Here is a 15,846-nt window from a genome sequence, read left to right on the forward strand (position 1 = left end):
GTCGCGCGCCCTAACGACCCAATGGTGGTGCGGAAGGTGCTGGCAAACGCGAGCGGAGAGATCTTCTCGCCCTTCGACTGGGCGCAAGCCATTTATCGCACCTCTGGCGGCGGTGGCCCTTCAGTTCATCTGAAGAAGGAGAGCAGGTGACTCTGTGGTATTCCTCCGTTGCGGGCCGTCTTGTTTGACGGACGCGAACGCTGCAGGTCCTACGGGTAATCCTGGGAGAAGCACTATGCCGATTTCGAGGGGCGGAGGTGATCACATCGGCCGAGCGGCGGCGCCGGTGGTCGCAGGATGAGAAGGAACGGCTTGTTGCAGCACTGGGCGAGGATGTGACCGAGACGTTGGGAGATCCCGCGCCGGTTCAAGGTCATCGAGACCGTGCGAGAGAAGTTCACTTGCCGCGATTGCGAGAAGATCAGCCAGCCGCCGGCACCGTTCCATGCCACGCCGCGCGGCTTCATCGGTCCGCAATTGCTGGCGACGATCCTGTTCGACAGTGGGGTCGAGGACTGGCGCGCCGCTTAACCAGTTTTCCCGGTCATGCACGTTTCCAGCCCCCGCCACATCGCACGCAGCATGCAGATTTCCCGCACTACGCGCTCCCATTTGCTTCATGACAAGGCTTATGGACCTATCATGTTGGAGCAGCTTTTACTTCGGCGGCACTCGCCCGGTAGCCGTTGAACAGCTTCAAGGTGTCGTACAGCCACGAGTTACTCCACTGCTTCCAGCCGAAGCCCTTTTGTTTCCGTGCCTTCGCCAGATGGCGTCTGACCTTCCTCTCTACCCAGTCTCTGATGTAGGGAAGCATTTACTGGAATCGCCTATCCGGAAGTAGTTTACCCATCCTCGGAGCTTTGGATTGATCAGGCTTATCACCCGACTAATCGGTTGCGACCGATAGCTGCCAAACACTTCCTTGAGCCCCCGCAGAAGCGCCGTCCGCTTTTTGAGCTTGGGCGTGTAATACGGCCGCATCACTCCGCGCAGACTGCGGAGATAGCGGAAGTCGATTCCCAGGAAGCCGAAGCTCTCGCCTCGGGCCAGGTCAACTATGCGACTCTTCTCATCATTCACCTCAACCTGTAACTTGGCGAACTCCTCCCGCAAGCGCTTGTTTATAGCGCCGAGCAGCCAGTCATGTCGCTGGTGGGCATAGATCAAGACAACCATATCGTCAGCAAAACGTGCATATTCGATATTGGTGTACTTGCCGCGACGTGTAACTTCACGTGCTCGCTCCAGCATCTTGTCCACCTCATTGAGGTAGAGGTTACTGAGCAAGGGTGAAAATTACGCCGCCTTGCGGAACGCCTTTCTTGCCAGAAGCTTTCAGCACAAGCCGCAGAAGATGCATGACGTCCCCATCATCAACCCGCAGGGCTACCTTCTCCAGAATCCGATCATGCCGGACGTTGTCGAAGTAGGCCCGCAAATCAAGATCGAGAACCCGCGTCTTCCGCTCAGCTATTGCTTTAGCAACTCGCTTGATCGCTTCATGTGTTGTCCGCTTGGGAACGATCCCGGTTGGAAATCCGCCTCGAATACAGGTTCGAGTATGAGCTTGAGCGCCCCTGTACCTCTCTGTCGCGGATAGCCGGAATCGACAGAACGCGGACCTTGGAGCCCCCGTCCTTCGGTATTTCCCGCTTCCTTGATGGAAGTGGCTTATAAGTGCGCTCGATCAGTTCGTCTCGTAATTGCTCGAGCAGAGACTCCACGCCTCGCGCTTCGATGGCTTCGAACGTCACCCCGTTATAGCGCGACAATCAGGATGAGAGCGCGCATTGCCTCGCCTTAATTGTTACCGGATGCTGAGCCGTTGCCTCACGTAAATTGCTCCCCTGGATCGGGAACAAGCGGGGGCGCAGATGGGGTGGCTGAGCATGGCAACGCGGAAGGAACTGACGGCGGCGGCGGGCGCGCGCTATCGGCGTTCGGATCGTGCGAAGAAGGCGCGGATATTAGACGAGTTCGTCGACATCACCGGATTCCATCGCAAACATGCGATGCGTCTACTTCGAGGCCAGGAAGACGTAAGCGCAGGCCGACGGGCGCGACGTCGGATCTATAATGAGGCGGAACACAACGCGCTCTTGCTGCTTTGGGAGGCGTCAGACCGGATCTGCGGGAAGCGGCTGAAGGCGTTAATGCCTGCGCTGATTGAAGCGATGGAACGGCACGGCCACCTCGACCTTGCTCCCGAGATCCGCGACAAACTTTTGGCAATGAGTGCTGCGACGATCGACCGCGCGTTGGCACGGGTCCGAGAAGGATTAGGTCGCAAGCGCCGACGGCACGCGACGCACTCGTTGCGTCGCAGTATTCCAATACGGACGTCGGCAGATTGGAACGATCCGGCGCCGGGGTTCGTCGAGGCTGACCTTGTAGCGCATAGCGGTCTATCGGCGCGCGGCAGCTTCATCCAGACCCTCGTGCTCACCGACATTGCTACCGGCTGGACGGAGTGCGCTCCTCTGATCGTGCGCGAACAAACACTGTTGAGCACGGTGTTGACGGAATTGCGCAAACAATTGCCTTTTGCGCTGATCGGCCTCGATACGGACAATGATACGGTGTTCATGAATGAGACGCTGAAAGCCTACTGCGATGCGGCCAACATCGTCTTCACGCGTTGCCGGCCCTACCGGAAGAACGACCAGGCGTTCGTCGAGCAGAAGAACGGTGCCGTCGTGCGCAGGATGGTCGGCTATCGTCGGCTCGAGGGCCTGGAAGCGGCCAAGCTGCTGGCTGAACTCTATCGATCGGCGCGGCTGTTCGTGAACTTCTTCCAACCCTCATTCAAACTGATGGCCAAGCAGCGCGACGGTGCTCGTGTGCGTAAGACATACAGCGCACCGGCAACGCCACACCAGCGCTTGGCCGCCGACGCCCGCACGCCCGATGCGATTCGTCACCATCTCCAAGAAATCTATGCCGCTCTCGACCCGGTCGCGTTGTTGCGCGACATCCGCGGCGCGCAGGAACGCCTCGCGGCGCTCGCTGATACGCAGCCAATCGCCCATCCTGCTGCGGCATCGCAACCGATCGATCTCTTCCTGGCAAGCCTACGAACCGCCTGGAAAGACGGAGCTATGCGACCGACGGATCGGCCAATCGTGAAAGCGAAAAGAGGCCGGCGGCGTCCCGACCCGCTCATCCGGGCAACGCTAGATTTGCGAAAATGGTTTGAAGCCGAGCCTTGGCGGACTGGTAGCGAACTGCTCTCCCGGTTGCAGGCGGAATATCCTGGAGCCTATCCGAACAAGCTTCTTCGAACGCTTCAGCGTAGGCTTAAATCCTGGCGCAGCGAGCAAGCGAACGCGTTGTTGTTCGTTCCTACGGAGGAAACGCTGCTGGGGCATGAGGTCACAACAACCCAATGATGTGGCAGACGCCAGCGGAGGAGGCCGGGCGCTCCGAAACCCCGGCCATCTCCGCACCCGGCCTCCTCCTCAACCCAAGCCGGGAGCAAAATAAATGAGGCAACCGATCGCACTCGGGAGCATCGATAGGTGAGGCAATACGGAGTCTCACCCTGATCGCCGCCGCGCACCCCGTCTATTCCCGGTGCGCCGTCGTTTTCTTTCGCCATCTCATACGCTGCGCGCAGGGTCTCCATCTTGCACACGTGGACGTATAGACCCCAGAAACGCCAGGACGGTTCAGCCTTCGCCTTGACGTATAGTCTCCGCCTCAGGTCTTGCAAATCGATGGACGCCTTTATCATCTCGTCCTTGCCTTCCTTACGTTAGAGACATCACAAATGGCAGGGACCCTTTGCTCCACGGGAGTTACTCCGCTTCATCGCTACTCCAGTCCCGGCCGCCACCTTCTCATCTTCGGTCGATTTCCCGGGATCTCCGGTTATACGACCTACCTTCTTCCGGCGATTTCTCTCCGGGATGAAGGCTTCTCCAGTTGCTCGGCATGTCCTTGTCACCGTGCTGTCGCTTTCACCCCGCCGAAATGACCCGTCGTGTCAGTTAGCATTCGATGGATCATGCTGCCTTCGCCCCTAAACTGCAGGCTCGACTTTCGGTTTTCAGCATTTTCGAGGCCACAACGCGTTCTCTTTTGATACGGCCCGATGACTCGTGGTCTCCCCAAGGGAGTTTTGTCGATAGGCTTCAAAGGTTCTATTTCTATCTCCTCTGCTACCCACACTACGGGGAGCTAACTTTTTCCCCGGCAGGACTTACTCCTGCTGAACATGCCAGCCTTCGCTGGACGCACAGTTCGGCATGCATATCCCGCTCAACCAAGTGCGAGAGGATCGACCTGCCATTGTCGACGCTCGCTGACCAGGTCGGCCACGGAACCTTCGCCATCATGCCGCTCTTCCAGCTGATCGAGCGTCATGTACTCGCAGTCGAGCGCCTTCATGGCGACGACACCACCATCCGCGTCCTGGCGAAGGGCAAGTGCACGACCCGCCGGAGCTGGAGTTATGGGCGGGATGACCGGCCCTTCGGTGGGCCGGCGCCGCCGGCTGCGGTCTATTACGCCTCACCCGACCGGCGAGGCCAGCATCCCCAGAGGCATCTGGCCGCCTTCGCCGGCATCCTGCAAGCCGATTGCTATAGCGGCTTCGAGCCGTTGTTCGACCCGCAAAGGAAAGCGATGCCGATCACGCCGGCATTCTGCTTCGCGCATGCGCGGCGGGGCTTCTTCGAGTTGGCCGATATCGAGAAGAACGCCAGGGTAGGCAGCAAGGGTAAACCAGCTCCCCGATCGCGCTAAGCCGCTGCTCGACGACATGCACGCCTGGCTGCTGCGCGAGCGAGAAACCCTCTCGCGCTCCTCCGAGGTCCTGAAGCCCACGAATTACATGCCAGGCGCTGAGCCGACTTTGCCCGCTTCCTCGACGATGGCAGGATCTGCCTCAGCAACAACGCCGCCAAAAGAGCGTTGCGCGGCATCGCCTTGGGAAGGCGCAATTGGACCTTCGCCGGCAGCCTGCGCGGCGCCGAACGCGCCGCCATCATGCTGACGATGATCACCACCTGTCGTCTTAACGATGTCGATCCCAAAGCCCGGCTCTCCGACGTCCTCGCCCGGATCGCCGATCTTCCCGCTTCGCGTCTGCGCGAACTGCTGCCTGGGAATGGAAGCTCCCGCGCCAAGCCGACTAACTGTAACCGGCATGAGCTCCCACGACCGCAGTGATCAGTGAGCGCGGGCGTAGCGGATCGGCATCCAGTATTGCCGCAAGGCTTCGACCGCCGCGGGAATATCGGCGTGGGCGTTACGCAGAAATTTCTTGGTCTCGCGGCCGCTTCGTGGTGGTCCAAGCAGCGGTCGGCCCTGATCGTCGCGACAGTGCAGCAGGATAGGTAGAAGTAGGCCGTGATTGACGTTGCCGGTGTCCAGCAACGGTGCCCACGCCAATAGCTTGAGCCGCATCGCGGCGTAGAAGCCTTGGCACCATGGTCGCGGATCCACGTCTCCACTGGGTTTACGCCGGTGCATCGGCGCGAACCTGTCGGGTGCGGTCGAGAGGGTGTTGCTGATGTCGTTGTGACGCAGGGCGACAGCCGATATGGCTGCAAACTCCGGGGTGCCGCTGTGGTTGAAGGCATCGGCATCGATGGCGAGCAGCGGGCAGATCCAGTCGAGTGGGCTCATCGACACCGGTCCGGCCACGATTGCGGCGACGTAGCCGTCGAGCATGGGGAGATTGGTGGCGGCAGGTTGCTGATCGACCCGAGCCTGCAGCCATCGCTCGAGCTCCTCAAGTGGCATCTCGGCTGCGGCCATTGACGACGCTGCTTTATGACGACGCGGGCTCATGCCGCGGCCTGTGCGGTGCGCTGGCGCGCCGCCTTCCAGTGCCAGGCGAGCAGTTCGTGCAGTTGATGGCTCTTGGTTCCACCGGAGACGATGCGCTCCAGCACGTCGGTCAGATAGGCTTGCGGATCGAGCTCATGGAGCTTTGCGGTGTTCACGAGCGACGCGAGGATGGCCCAGCTCTCGGCACCACCTTCGCTACCGCTGAACAAGGCGTTGCGTCTTCCCATGGCAATCGGGCGCATGGAACGCTCGACCGTGTTGGAATCGACCTCGACGCGGCCGTCGCTGAGAAACAGCGTCAGTCCGTCCCAGTGATTGAGCGCATAGTTGATCGCCTCTGTCAGCTTCGATTGGGAAAACAGCTGACCTACCATCTCAATCAGTCGCGCATTGAGCGCCACCATCAACGGGGCGCTCCTGGTGCGGCGGGCGGCCAGCCGCTGCTCCGCACTGCTGCCGCGGATCTCTGCCTCGATCGCATAGACCGCCTGCAGCCGTTCAATCACGTCGCGCGCGAATGGCGACTGCGTGGACTTGTACACCTCGACGAATTTGCGTCGAGCATGGGCGAGACAAAAGGCGAGCTGGATCGCGCCGCCATGACGGCGGGCCAGCGCCTTGTAGGCGGCATAACCGTCCACCTGCAGAACGCCGCAAAAGCCCATCAACTGTCCGGCGATCTCCTCGGTGCCGCGGCCGTCGGCGAATACGTAGGTAACCGCCGGCGGCGAGGGGCCACCCCATGGCCGGTCATCCATAGCATGCGCCCAGAACTGGCAGATGCGGGGACGATGTCGTCCTGGATCAAGCACCGGCATCGGCGTCTCGTCGCAGAACACGCGCGGCGCAGCCTGAATGATCCGCAGCTGCAGCTCATAAAGGCTCCTGAGCCACAAGGCGGTACGTTTGACCCAACCGCGAGTGTCGCGCGGTCAAGATGGATGCCGTGGCCGGCCAGGATCTGAACTTGCCGGTACAGCGGCAAATACCGGGCGAACTTCGAGACCACCACATGGCTCACGAGGGCCGTCGACGCCATGCCGCCCTCAATCAGGCGCGGCAGCACTTTGGCTTGGACCACGCCATCGGTGCAGCCGCGGCAGCCGTATTTGGGACGGATCGTGCGCAGCACGCGCAGGAGCGCCGGGATCACTCCAACACCTCGCTGACGTCCTCGCCGATCTTGTGAAGCTGGCCCTGGCAGCACGGGCAGGCCGTCACCTCCGGCTCCAGGACCTGCTCACAGCGCGGCAGATGCTTGGGCAACGCGCCGATGTTGCGGCGCGCCTTCTTACGTAGCTTATCGGACGGCTTCACCGCAGGTGCATCGTCGTTGGCAGCTGCCGGCGGCGTGACACTGGTCTCAAGATCGTCAAGCTCAAGCTCAAGCTGCTCGGCCACGAGCGTGGCAAGCCGTTCCGAGCGCTTCCCGAAGATCATCTCCTTGAGCGTCTGCATCGCAACACGCAGCTTCTCGTTCTCGGCGTCGAGCGCGAGCACCATCTCTGTTAGAGCGGCGGGATCAGTCGAGAGGACGTCCGGGCGAATCGCCATAAATGGACCATACATCCGCGCGGCGCAGGCTCCAGCGAAATCCTCTCCTCTCAGCCGACAACGGCCGGCTGCTTCACCGGCTTGGGCGAGACGCGCGTCCACTCGAGTCCGTCGAGCAGCATCGCGAGCTGTGTCGCAGTCAGATGCACCACGCCTTCGCGGATCGGCGGCCAGGTGAAGTGCCCCTGGTGCAACCACTTCGTCATCAGCACCATGCCGCTGCCGTCCCACGCCAGAAGCTTCACTCTGTCCGTGCGTTTGCTGCGGAACACGAAGACGTCCCCACAACACGGATTCGCACGCAGCGCTTCGCTCACCAGTGCCGACAGCGTATGCACCGACTTGCGGAAATCGACCGGCTGTGTCGCCAGCACCACCTTGAGGTCAGAGCGTAGCGCAATCACCGGATACCCCGAAGCGCCGCCAGCACGGTCGACAGCGTCGCCAGCTCAACGTCCGGCTCGACCCGGATGCGCGCCCCGTTCACCTCGATCTCGACAACTCCGCAAACCTTGGCCGGCGGCGCGGCGATCTCCAAAGGCCTCGTCTGTAGCCCGGAAATACGTTCATGCTCGCCCGCTGTCCCGCGATCGATCCCCGGACCAATTTGGATTGGCACGAAGTTCGGTGCCTTGCCCCCCACCGCCGCCGCAACTTGGCGGCGCCACACCGTAAGCAGCCCGCGCGAAACGCCATTGCGCCGCGCAACCTCGGAGATGTTCGCACCCTCCTCAAAGCTCTCCGCCACGATCCGGGCCTTCTCCTCGCTCGTCCACCGACGCCGTCGGCGCTCCCCGGTGATCACTGAGCGTGCTGCCGGTTTGATGGACACCCCGTTAAGCTAATCCCACCTTGCGCTCCATCTCGACCGAGCTGATATAGCCGATGGCCGAGTGTCCGCGGTGTTCGTTGTACAACAACGTTTGAGAACGGCCACAGGACCGTTCTTCGCGAGGTTCTTTATCGGCATCATCCATGGTTTGGGCGCCGAGTTTGCGTTCATGGAGCCGTCGACAAGGCTTTGATGTTGTTTTTCGCTGCACCTTGGACGGATCGCAAGGAGATCGTTGGCTGGAAGTGCCAGCAGGGATGTTCGACCGGACGGCATGCCCTGACGCCGAGCTTTTGACAGCTCAACCGTTTGTCAGCATCGATGCGCTTGCGGCGCTTTCTGCGCTTCTCGATCTGGCGTTGAAGGATCGAACGCCATCAGCTGCCCTGCTTTCTGGCGCATCCAGAGGCTCTCACGGTCAGAATCGGGGAGCGACTCATGTCACGCCAGACGGCAATGCCAGGGAGCGGATACCGACACAATCAACAACCGCGGCCGCAGCAGATGGATCTGTTCGGGAGCGGCCTGTCGAGCGGCGCCACCGGTGCGCCCACATGGTCGGAGCTTCCGGCGGAAGCGCAGGCGGCCCTTACGAGTCTGATGACGCAGTTGATCCTCGACCATGCCGCGACGACAGCGACGCCGCGCGCGAAGGAGGTCGGTCATGATCTCTGACAAGGTCAGGCCTCATCATCTGGAGAAGGGGATACTTTACGTGCGTCAATCCTCAGCACATCAGGTGCTACACAATCGCGAGAGCGGCGCGTTGCAATACGCCATGCGGGACCGACTGACGGCACTCGGATGGTCAGAGGTTGAAGTGATCGATGATGATCTCGGTCGCTCAGCCGCCGGCGGCGTACAACGCGCCGGCTTCGAGCGGATGGTAGCGGAGGTTTGCCTCGGTAAAGTTGGTGCGGTTTGCGCCCGCGAAGTCTCGCGCTTCGCTCGCAACAGACGGGATTGGCAGCAACTCATCGAGATGTGCCGCGTGGTCGATACCGTTCTGATCGATCAGGAGACGATCTACGCGCCAAGGCACGGTAACGATCGCCTGTTGCTCGGGCTCAAGGGCAGCCTCAACGAGTACGAGCTGGATCTGTTGCGCCAGCGCTCGCTCTCGGCCCGCTACGAGAAGGCGCGCCGGGGCGAGTTGGTTGTGGCAGCGCCCGTCGGCTTCGTGAAGGCCGGCGACCGTTATGAGAAAGATCCGGATCGGCGTGTCCAGGAGCGATCAAGCTGGTGTTCGACAAGGTCGAGGAACTCGGCAGCGCGCGACCGTTCTGCTGGCTCCACGAGTACAATCTCGATCTGCCGGTGAAGCGGACCAACGGCGCAACGGCCTGGCGGCGACCGAGCTACTCCGCCATCCACCGGATCATTGAGAACCCGGTCTACGGCGGCGCCTATGCCTATGGTAAGACGGCTGTCGCGGCGGGATACAGCGCCGTGGGTGTGAGCGTGAAGATCCGCCGCAGGCGCGGAGCGAATGGCTGGCGCTGAAGCCCAACACCCACGACGGGTATGTGAGCTGGGAGAGGTTCGAGGCGATCCGCACCATGGTCAGCAGCAACGCTCCCACCGGTCGGCATCACGGCGCGCCCAAGCATGGTGACGCGCTGCTGGCCGGTCTGATCCGGTGCAAGCGCTGCGGTCGCAAGCTCACACTCCGGTACTCCGGCATGAACCACCATATCCCGCGCTATAGCTGTAGCCGCGCCTGGATGGACAATGGCGGCCCTCACTGCATCGGCTTCGGCGGACTGCCCGTCGATGATGCAATCGAGGAAGCACTGCTTGGCGTCATCGGTCCGGGCGCTATCGCCGCCGCAACCGCTGCCGCCAAGGAAGCCAGGGGAACGGCGCGATCAGGTGCGCGATGCTCTCAGTCGCGATCTCGAAGCGGCGCGCTATGCCGCCGACCAGGCTTTTCCGGCAATACGATGCCGCTGACCCCGCGAGCCGGCTGGTGGCGGGCGAGCTTGGAGCGCGCTGGAACAGGACGCTCGCTCACGCAGCGGAGGTCGAGGGCAAAATCGCCACGCATAATGCGGCGATGCCTGCCCCCATTGCTGATCCAGCCTCGCTCGGCGTTCTGGCCTCGAACCTCAGAACGGTCTGGGATGCGCCGACGACGGATGCTCGCCTCAAGAAGCGCATTGTGCGCACCCTCATCCATGAGGTCGTAGCCGATATCGATGATGCGGCCTCCGAGATCGTCCTCGTCGTCCACTGGGTTGGCGGCGTTCACAGCGAGATACGCCTGCCCAAGCGTGAGCAAGCGCGCTATGAGGCCACTCGGGCTCGTCGGCGATATGAGGCTGTCGATCCCGACAATCGCCTGGTCGCCGGCGAGCTGGAGCGACGTTGGAATGAACGTCTGCTGGCCGTCCGCGCGCTCGAGGAAGAGCGCGGTGCACTGTTGGCCAAGCCGGAGAGTCCTCTGAGCGAGGCGGATCGCGAGCGGCTGCTTGCGCTTGGCTCCGATTTGGAGCGGGCCTGGAACAGTCCTGGGGCGACGCCTGCCACGCGCAAGGGGATCATCCGAACCTTAATCCACGAAATCGTTGTATGCGTCGGCGATGCGGCAATTGAGCTTGTGATCCACTGGCAGGGCGGCGATCACACAGCGCTAGAGACCAGAAAGAACCGCACGGGCCAACACCGCTGGAGCACATCCGCAGATGTCATCGATCTCCTGCGTGTTCTGGCACGCCAGATGCCCGACGGCACGATCGCGGCGGTCCTCGACCGAGCGGCAAGTCGACGGGGCACGGTAACAGCTGGACCCGCGCCCGCGTTCGTCACTTGCGCAACCAGCAAGCTATCGCACCCTACCGGGAAGGCGAACGCATGGAGAGAGGAGAAATTACTCTGGATGAAGCCGCCGCTGCGTTGACGGTCAGCCCATCGACGGTTCGCCGTCTGATCGCGGAGCGAAGCTTGCCCGCGCACCAGCTGTGCAAGGGCGCACCCTGGGTGATCAAGGCGCCTGATCTGGAGCACCCCGAGGTCAGGAACGCCGCGCAGGCGCGGCGCTTCCGGCGCCCGTCGTCTGGCGATCTCCGCCAAAGAGAGCTTGAACTATAATGGCATAACGAGGTGGGCAGTATGAATCGGACTCGGGCGGCCCGAACAGGAGCAAATTGGCACCCTTACCCAACCAGCTGTCACCGGCGGCGAGCGCCATCACCTGCGCCTTGGAGATCATCGGCACGGCCTCGAAGTCGAAGCCGCCGAAGGTCTTCCCAGCAGACAGCCGCGCCTCGACGAGATGGCGCTCGGTGAGCCGGCGACCGCGTTCGGCGATCTCGTGCTCGGCAATGGTGGCGAGGAAGCGGGCCGCTGGCCAACCTTCCTTGTCGGACTGCTCGGCAAATTGCGCCCACAGCACCTTGATGGCCGGGAGGCGGAGCTCGTTGAGCAACAGATTGAGGCGCGCGGTATCAACGGTATTGGCTACGCTCATGCGGCACCTCCGATCTCGGCAGTACCGATGAGGCATTCGTAGGTGGCAAGGGGGTGCGAGCTGCACCACGACGTTCGGCAGGTGGGCGGGTCAGGAGCGAAGTGAGCGCGCAGCCGGTTAGGTTCAGGCAGTCGGCCGGCCTCGAGGTCGGCGGTGAGCTGATCGGCGAGTTCGGTCTCGCAGCCGCGTTCATGAGCGAGCGCGAGGAGATCGACCATGATCCGGCAGGCTTTTTTGTCCGGCAAGCGTTCGCGCAACCGATCGAAGGTCTTCCAATAGGCATCGCGCGGGAACAGCCGATCTCGGTAGACCAGATTGAGAAGCGCCATCGGCTTGCGCCGCAGGGAATGGATCACGTGCCGATAATCTCGAGACGATCATCGTAAAGGCGCACCCGCAGCCGGTGACCGATCAGGCGCGATGGCACCGTGTAGAACACCTTGCGCAGGGTGAAGCCGCCGGACGATGTCACGCGGACGATCACCTCTTCGTAGTCGGAGGTGCGCCGATCGGGCAGCTCCTGCAACACCACGCGCTCGCTATCGATCCGCTTGGCGTTGCGGGCATTGCGGCGGCTGACGATCTCGTCGATGAAGCCGCGATAGGTGGCAAGATCGTCGAAGTCGACAGTTCCGCGCAGCAGCAAGGCATCCGCGATTGCTCGCTTCAGATGACCGTGGGGCCCTTCGATCGAATCATTCTCGTGAGCAACGCCTCGATTGTTGCGGGAATGCCCCATGCCGTAATGGGCACAAAGGGCCTCGTATCGCTGCGTCAGATCATCCCGAGCATGGCAATCGAGATTGCGGAATGCGGCCGACAGGCTGTCGGTCCGATGCTCCCGCGGCGCCCCACCGAGCGACCAGAGGGCATTCTGCAGGCCTTCGGCCAGGGCAACGAAGCTCTCACCGCCAAGCACGACGTGGGCGTGCGCGAACCCGCAATAGGCCAAACGGACGTGATAGAGACGATGATCCAGCGGTGCGCCGATTTGTCGCCAGTGATGCGTCGCCTGGTGGGCGCTCGCTTCGCCGATCTCCGCCGCCTCGAAGAACGGATCCGCGAATTGACACAGGAGATCGAAGCGGTTGCCGATCGAGAGGACGTCACCCGCCGGCTGATGACAATTCCTGGTATCGGCGCATTGGGTGCGACCGCCGTACTTGCCGCGATCGGTGATGGGCTGCAGTTTCGCAAGGCCCGCGACCTTGCTGCCTGGCTGGGGTTAGTGCCCAGGCAATACTCGAGCGGCGGAAAACAGACGTTGCTTGGCGTCAGCAAACGCGGCAACCGTTATCTGAGAAAGCTTTTGGTGCAGGGCGCGCGATCCTGCTTCCGGCATTTGGACCGGACGCGCGATCGCCTAGGAAGCTGGCTCGACGGGCTCCAGGCTCGGATGCATCCGAACAAGGCCGTTGTCGCTCTAGCCGCCAAGATGGCCCGCATTGTGTGGGTGGTCTTGAACAAGCCCGGAGCACTCTACGAACGCAGAGATCCTGCCTTGCCTGACGCTTCTGGCTTCGATTGCAAGGCTCGGGAACAGTGATGACGAAACAGTGGATCAACATGCCGTAAGCCCTGTGCAAAAAAGCGGGCTTCCTGCCCGAACTATTTATTGGGAACGGCGTGCGCGGATCTCATCATGGCGTGGCTGCAACAGCAGTCCACTCGCGAGAGGCCGGATACATTTATGCAACTGGAAGCGCTGCATCGCGAATCCGTGCCAGATGGTCGGCTCGAGGACACGCCTGATCAATCAGACGCGGGCTTTCTGCCTCGAGTACGGTGTACCTTTGCGTCAGGGTGCCGGAATATTCAATCTCGAGTTGCCGCGCGTTTGAATGACGAAGGAAACGCGCTTGAAGATCCACTTGGTCCTCCTCCTTCACGGCAACGAAGCGCATTGTCGGTCGCGTAGCGGCCTCAGCGATCGCCTCGGCGTCGATGATATCGTTCTTGTTTGACTTCACGTAGGGCTTCACGAATTGCACGGGGATCAGGCGCACCTTGTGACCAAGTGCCTGTATCTTCCGGGCGAGCCACTGTGGACCGACGCAGGATTCCATGCCAACTATGCTTGGTTGTGCGCGCGCAAAGAACTGAAGAAGGGTGTCCCCTCGAAAGCGAAATTTCTGAACAGGTGTGCCGTCGCAGCTCAGGCCAACGACGTGGAATAGGTTCTTGCCAATGTCGATTCCATAGACAGCCGCGGGTCGCGGCAAATTGCGATCGGCCATGATACTCTCCTCTTTAGTCTGCCCTTCCTATGATGAGGGAGGAGGACGGGGCGGTCCATCCCATTAATGGTGACGCCCGCGGGCAAGCGGAAAGCTGTCGCGTATCTCATGGTTGCCCACGGGATGAGCGAACGGCGGGCGTGTAAAGCCATCGGCTGCTGCCGCATGACCATCAGATATCTGACAATCCGGGCGGACGATGCCGTCCTACGGCAGCGCATGCGGGCGATCGCCCACGAACGCCGTCGTTTTTGTTTGTCGGCGCCTGCACGTGCTGCTCAACCGGGAGGGCTACCTGGTCAAACCACAAGAAGCTGTTCCGGGGAAGAGAGGCTTGCGGTACGCCGCCGCGGCGGCCGCAAGCGGGCCGCCCTTGGGACCCGGGCGCCAATGACGGTGCCGATGGCCCGCAACGATCGCTGGTTGCTCGACTTCGTGTCGGATCAGCTGACCTGCGGCCGCCGCTTCAGCGTCCTCACCGTGGTCGATGACTGCACCCGCGAGTGCTTGGCGCTAGTCGCCGATACCTCGCTCTCCGGCATCCGCGTGGCGCGGGAACTGGACCGGCTGATGTTCGAGCGCGGCGAGCCCAGGATGGTGGTCAGCGACAACGGCACCGAGCTCACCAGCAACGCCATCCTGACATGGGCCGATCAAAGCCCCGTCGGTTGGCATTACATCGCGCCGGGCAAGCCCATGCAGAATGCGTTCATCGAGCGCTTCAATGGCCGGCTGCGGGACGAACTGCTCAACGAGACGCTGTTCACGTCACTGGCGCAGGCCCTCGTCGCGCTCGGATGCGGGCGGGCCCACTACAACGACGCACGACCACACTCTCAGCTCGGATGGAAAACGCCGTCCGAGTTCGCCGACACCTGCCATCCGCGACGGGATCTGGCGCTGTGCGTTATGCCGAAGGCTCTGCGCCAGCTCCCGTCGCTCCCCCAACTGGGCAAATCCAACGACCGGGGCGAACTCAGGGCTGGATAAAACTTGGGGCAAGGTCAGCACGTGCGGATGCAGGTCAATGTGTTGGGTGCCGAGCGTCGGCGGCGATGGAGTTACGACGAGAAGGTCCGTCTGTCGAGGAGACGTTTGCAGGCCGGCGAGACGGTCTGCGGCGTCGCGCGCCGGCATGGGGTGGCTCACGACTTCCAGCTCTTCGAACGTCAGCGCCAACTGCGCTTGCGGGTAAATCCGCGCACCGTCGTCGGTTTGCCACAGCCTCTTCCGCCGCCAGCTCGTCCCCGGTGGCGTCAGATCTGACGCTTTAGCTTGGCGATCTGCAACTTCTGCTGCGCAATCAGTGCCTCGCATAGCTTGCTGTTCCGGCAGGCGCGCCAAGCCGCCTGGGCGGTGATGCGGTGCCAGCTCTGGTTCCTGTCGAGATCACACGTGCACCGGCATCGATCAGCACGTCGCAACTGGCGTCTTCGCCTCCTAAGCAACGCGCAACGGCTGGAATCATCGAGATCGAGCTTAGCGGCGGCTGTCGTGTTCGCGTTGATCGCGACGAGCTGCAGCGGGTTTTTGAGCTTCTGCGACGACGATGATCCCGCTCCCGAGCGGCGTCAGGGTATGGATCGCGACTGGCCACACCGACATGCGTCGGGCCATGCAAAGTTTGGCGCTTGCGGTTCAGGAAAGCTTGGAGCGCGATCCCCATGCCGGCGATCTCTATATCTTATGGGGCCGCCGCGGCCTTCTGGTCAAGATTCTCTCGCATGACGGCTTGGGCATGTCGCTCTATGCCAAGCGCCTGGATCACGGCAGGTTCATCTGGCCGTCGACGTCGGTCGGCGCGGTGTCGATCTCGGCAGCGCAAATGGCTTACATGCTCGAGGGCATCGACTGGTGGACTCCCCAACTGAGCTGGCGGCCGCAGAGCGGGGGCTAATCCAGGAAAATCCTCATATTGCCGACATTTGGGAGTCCCAATGCATTCAATCTGTGAT

The 15,846-nt window shown here is 62.0% G+C and carries 8 protein-coding genes and 10 pseudogenes; 10 read left to right on the forward strand and 8 right to left on the reverse strand.

Annotated features, from left to right (window positions below; translation table 11 throughout):
• Positions 1 to 314: 314 nt before the first annotated feature.
• Positions 315 to 501 (forward strand): annotated as a pseudogene (locus XH91_RS39170) (IS66 family transposase zinc-finger binding domain-containing protein); the annotation flags it as partial.
• Between the two features lie 288 nt (positions 502 to 789).
• Here XH91_RS39170 and XH91_RS39700 read toward each other — a convergent pair.
• Positions 790 to 1,254 carry a group II intron maturase-specific domain-containing protein gene (locus tag XH91_RS39700; protein ID WP_232995625.1) on the reverse strand — a complete coding sequence of 155 codons (465 nt, stop codon included), beginning with the start codon at positions 1,252 to 1,254 and terminating at the stop codon, positions 790 to 792.
• Between the two features lie 623 nt (positions 1,255 to 1,877).
• Here XH91_RS39700 and XH91_RS35745 point away from each other — a divergent pair.
• Entirely contained in the window at positions 1,878 to 3,392 is a 1,515-nt protein-coding gene (locus tag XH91_RS35745; RefSeq protein WP_128955117.1) for an ISNCY family transposase, read from the forward strand.
• 883 nt (positions 3,393 to 4,275) lie between these two features.
• A pseudogene (locus XH91_RS35755) lies at positions 4,276 to 5,141 on the forward strand (IS66 family transposase); the annotation flags it as partial.
• 34 nt (positions 5,142 to 5,175) lie between these two features.
• Here the strand turns inward: XH91_RS35755 and XH91_RS35760 are convergent.
• From XH91_RS35760 to tnpA, 4 genes and pseudogenes are all read right to left on the reverse strand, one after another.
• Positions 5,176 to 5,766 (reverse strand): UPF0149 family protein, encoded by a 591-nt coding sequence (locus tag XH91_RS35760; RefSeq protein WP_128955118.1) that lies wholly within the window; start codon positions 5,764 to 5,766, stop codon positions 5,176 to 5,178.
• A gap of 29 nt (positions 5,767 to 5,795) precedes the next feature.
• A pseudogene (tnpC, locus tag XH91_RS35765) lies at positions 5,796 to 7,353 on the reverse strand (IS66 family transposase).
• 50 nt (positions 7,354 to 7,403) lie between these two features.
• Positions 7,404 to 7,757 (reverse strand): IS66 family insertion sequence element accessory protein TnpB, encoded by a 354-nt coding sequence (gene tnpB, locus XH91_RS35770; RefSeq protein ID WP_128955119.1) that lies wholly within the window; start codon positions 7,755 to 7,757, stop codon positions 7,404 to 7,406.
• Complete coding sequence (gene tnpA / locus XH91_RS40235; RefSeq protein ID WP_128955120.1) at positions 7,754 to 8,185, reverse strand: IS66-like element accessory protein TnpA; 432 nt, start codon at positions 8,183 to 8,185, stop codon at positions 7,754 to 7,756. Before tnpA ends, tnpB (XH91_RS35770) begins: the two co-directional genes overlap by 4 nt.
• Positions 8,186 to 8,689: 504 nt before the next feature.
• Here tnpA and XH91_RS35780 point away from each other — a divergent pair.
• The 3 genes and pseudogenes from XH91_RS35780 (at position 8,690) to XH91_RS39710 (ending at position 11,275) form a co-directional block, all read left to right on the forward strand.
• Complete coding sequence (locus XH91_RS35780; protein ID WP_206733234.1) at positions 8,690 to 8,860, forward strand: hypothetical protein; 171 nt, start codon at positions 8,690 to 8,692, stop codon at positions 8,858 to 8,860.
• Positions 8,850 to 11,084: pseudogene (locus XH91_RS40240) on the forward strand (recombinase family protein). The gene XH91_RS35780 and the pseudogene XH91_RS40240 overlap by 11 nt, the downstream one beginning before the upstream one ends.
• Positions 11,039 to 11,275 (forward strand): helix-turn-helix domain-containing protein, encoded by a 237-nt coding sequence (locus XH91_RS39710; RefSeq protein ID WP_232995628.1) that lies wholly within the window; start codon positions 11,039 to 11,041, stop codon positions 11,273 to 11,275. Before XH91_RS40240 ends, XH91_RS39710 begins: the two are co-directional and overlap by 46 nt.
• A gap of 34 nt (positions 11,276 to 11,309) precedes the next feature.
• Here XH91_RS39710 and XH91_RS35790 read toward each other — a convergent pair.
• Both XH91_RS35790 and XH91_RS35795 read right to left on the reverse strand, forming a co-directional pair.
• Positions 11,310 to 11,654 (reverse strand): annotated as a pseudogene (locus XH91_RS35790) (ATP-binding protein); the annotation flags it as partial.
• Positions 11,651 to 12,642: pseudogene (locus XH91_RS35795) on the reverse strand (IS21 family transposase); the annotation flags it as partial. The pseudogenes XH91_RS35790 and XH91_RS35795, both read right to left, overlap by 4 nt.
• Here XH91_RS35795 and XH91_RS39715 point away from each other — a divergent pair.
• Positions 12,643 to 13,200: pseudogene (locus XH91_RS39715) on the forward strand (IS110 family RNA-guided transposase); the annotation flags it as partial.
• A 313-nt stretch (positions 13,201 to 13,513) separates the two neighbouring features.
• Here XH91_RS39715 and XH91_RS35810 read toward each other — a convergent pair.
• Positions 13,514 to 13,891, reverse strand: a pseudogene (locus XH91_RS35810) (IS110 family transposase); the annotation flags it as partial.
• 66 nt (positions 13,892 to 13,957) lie between these two features.
• On the opposite strand from XH91_RS35810, the pseudogene XH91_RS35815 reads away from it, so the two are divergent.
• The 3 genes and pseudogenes from XH91_RS35815 to tnpB (XH91_RS35825) form a co-directional block, all read left to right on the forward strand.
• A pseudogene (locus tag XH91_RS35815) lies at positions 13,958 to 14,881 on the forward strand (IS3 family transposase); the annotation flags it as partial.
• A 27-nt stretch (positions 14,882 to 14,908) separates the two neighbouring features.
• Positions 14,909 to 15,010: pseudogene (locus XH91_RS40245) on the forward strand (hypothetical protein); the annotation flags it as partial.
• Positions 15,011 to 15,440: 430 nt separating this feature from the next.
• The gene (tnpB, locus tag XH91_RS35825; protein ID WP_128929859.1) at positions 15,441 to 15,788 is read left to right on the forward strand and encodes an IS66 family insertion sequence element accessory protein TnpB; all 348 of its coding nucleotides are present in this window, start codon (positions 15,441 to 15,443) and stop codon (positions 15,786 to 15,788) included.
• Positions 15,789 to 15,846 lie beyond the last annotated feature (58 nt).

It is taken from the genome of Bradyrhizobium guangzhouense (assembly GCF_004114955.1).
GTDB classification, from domain to species: Bacteria; Pseudomonadota; Alphaproteobacteria; order Rhizobiales; family Xanthobacteraceae; genus Bradyrhizobium; species Bradyrhizobium guangzhouense.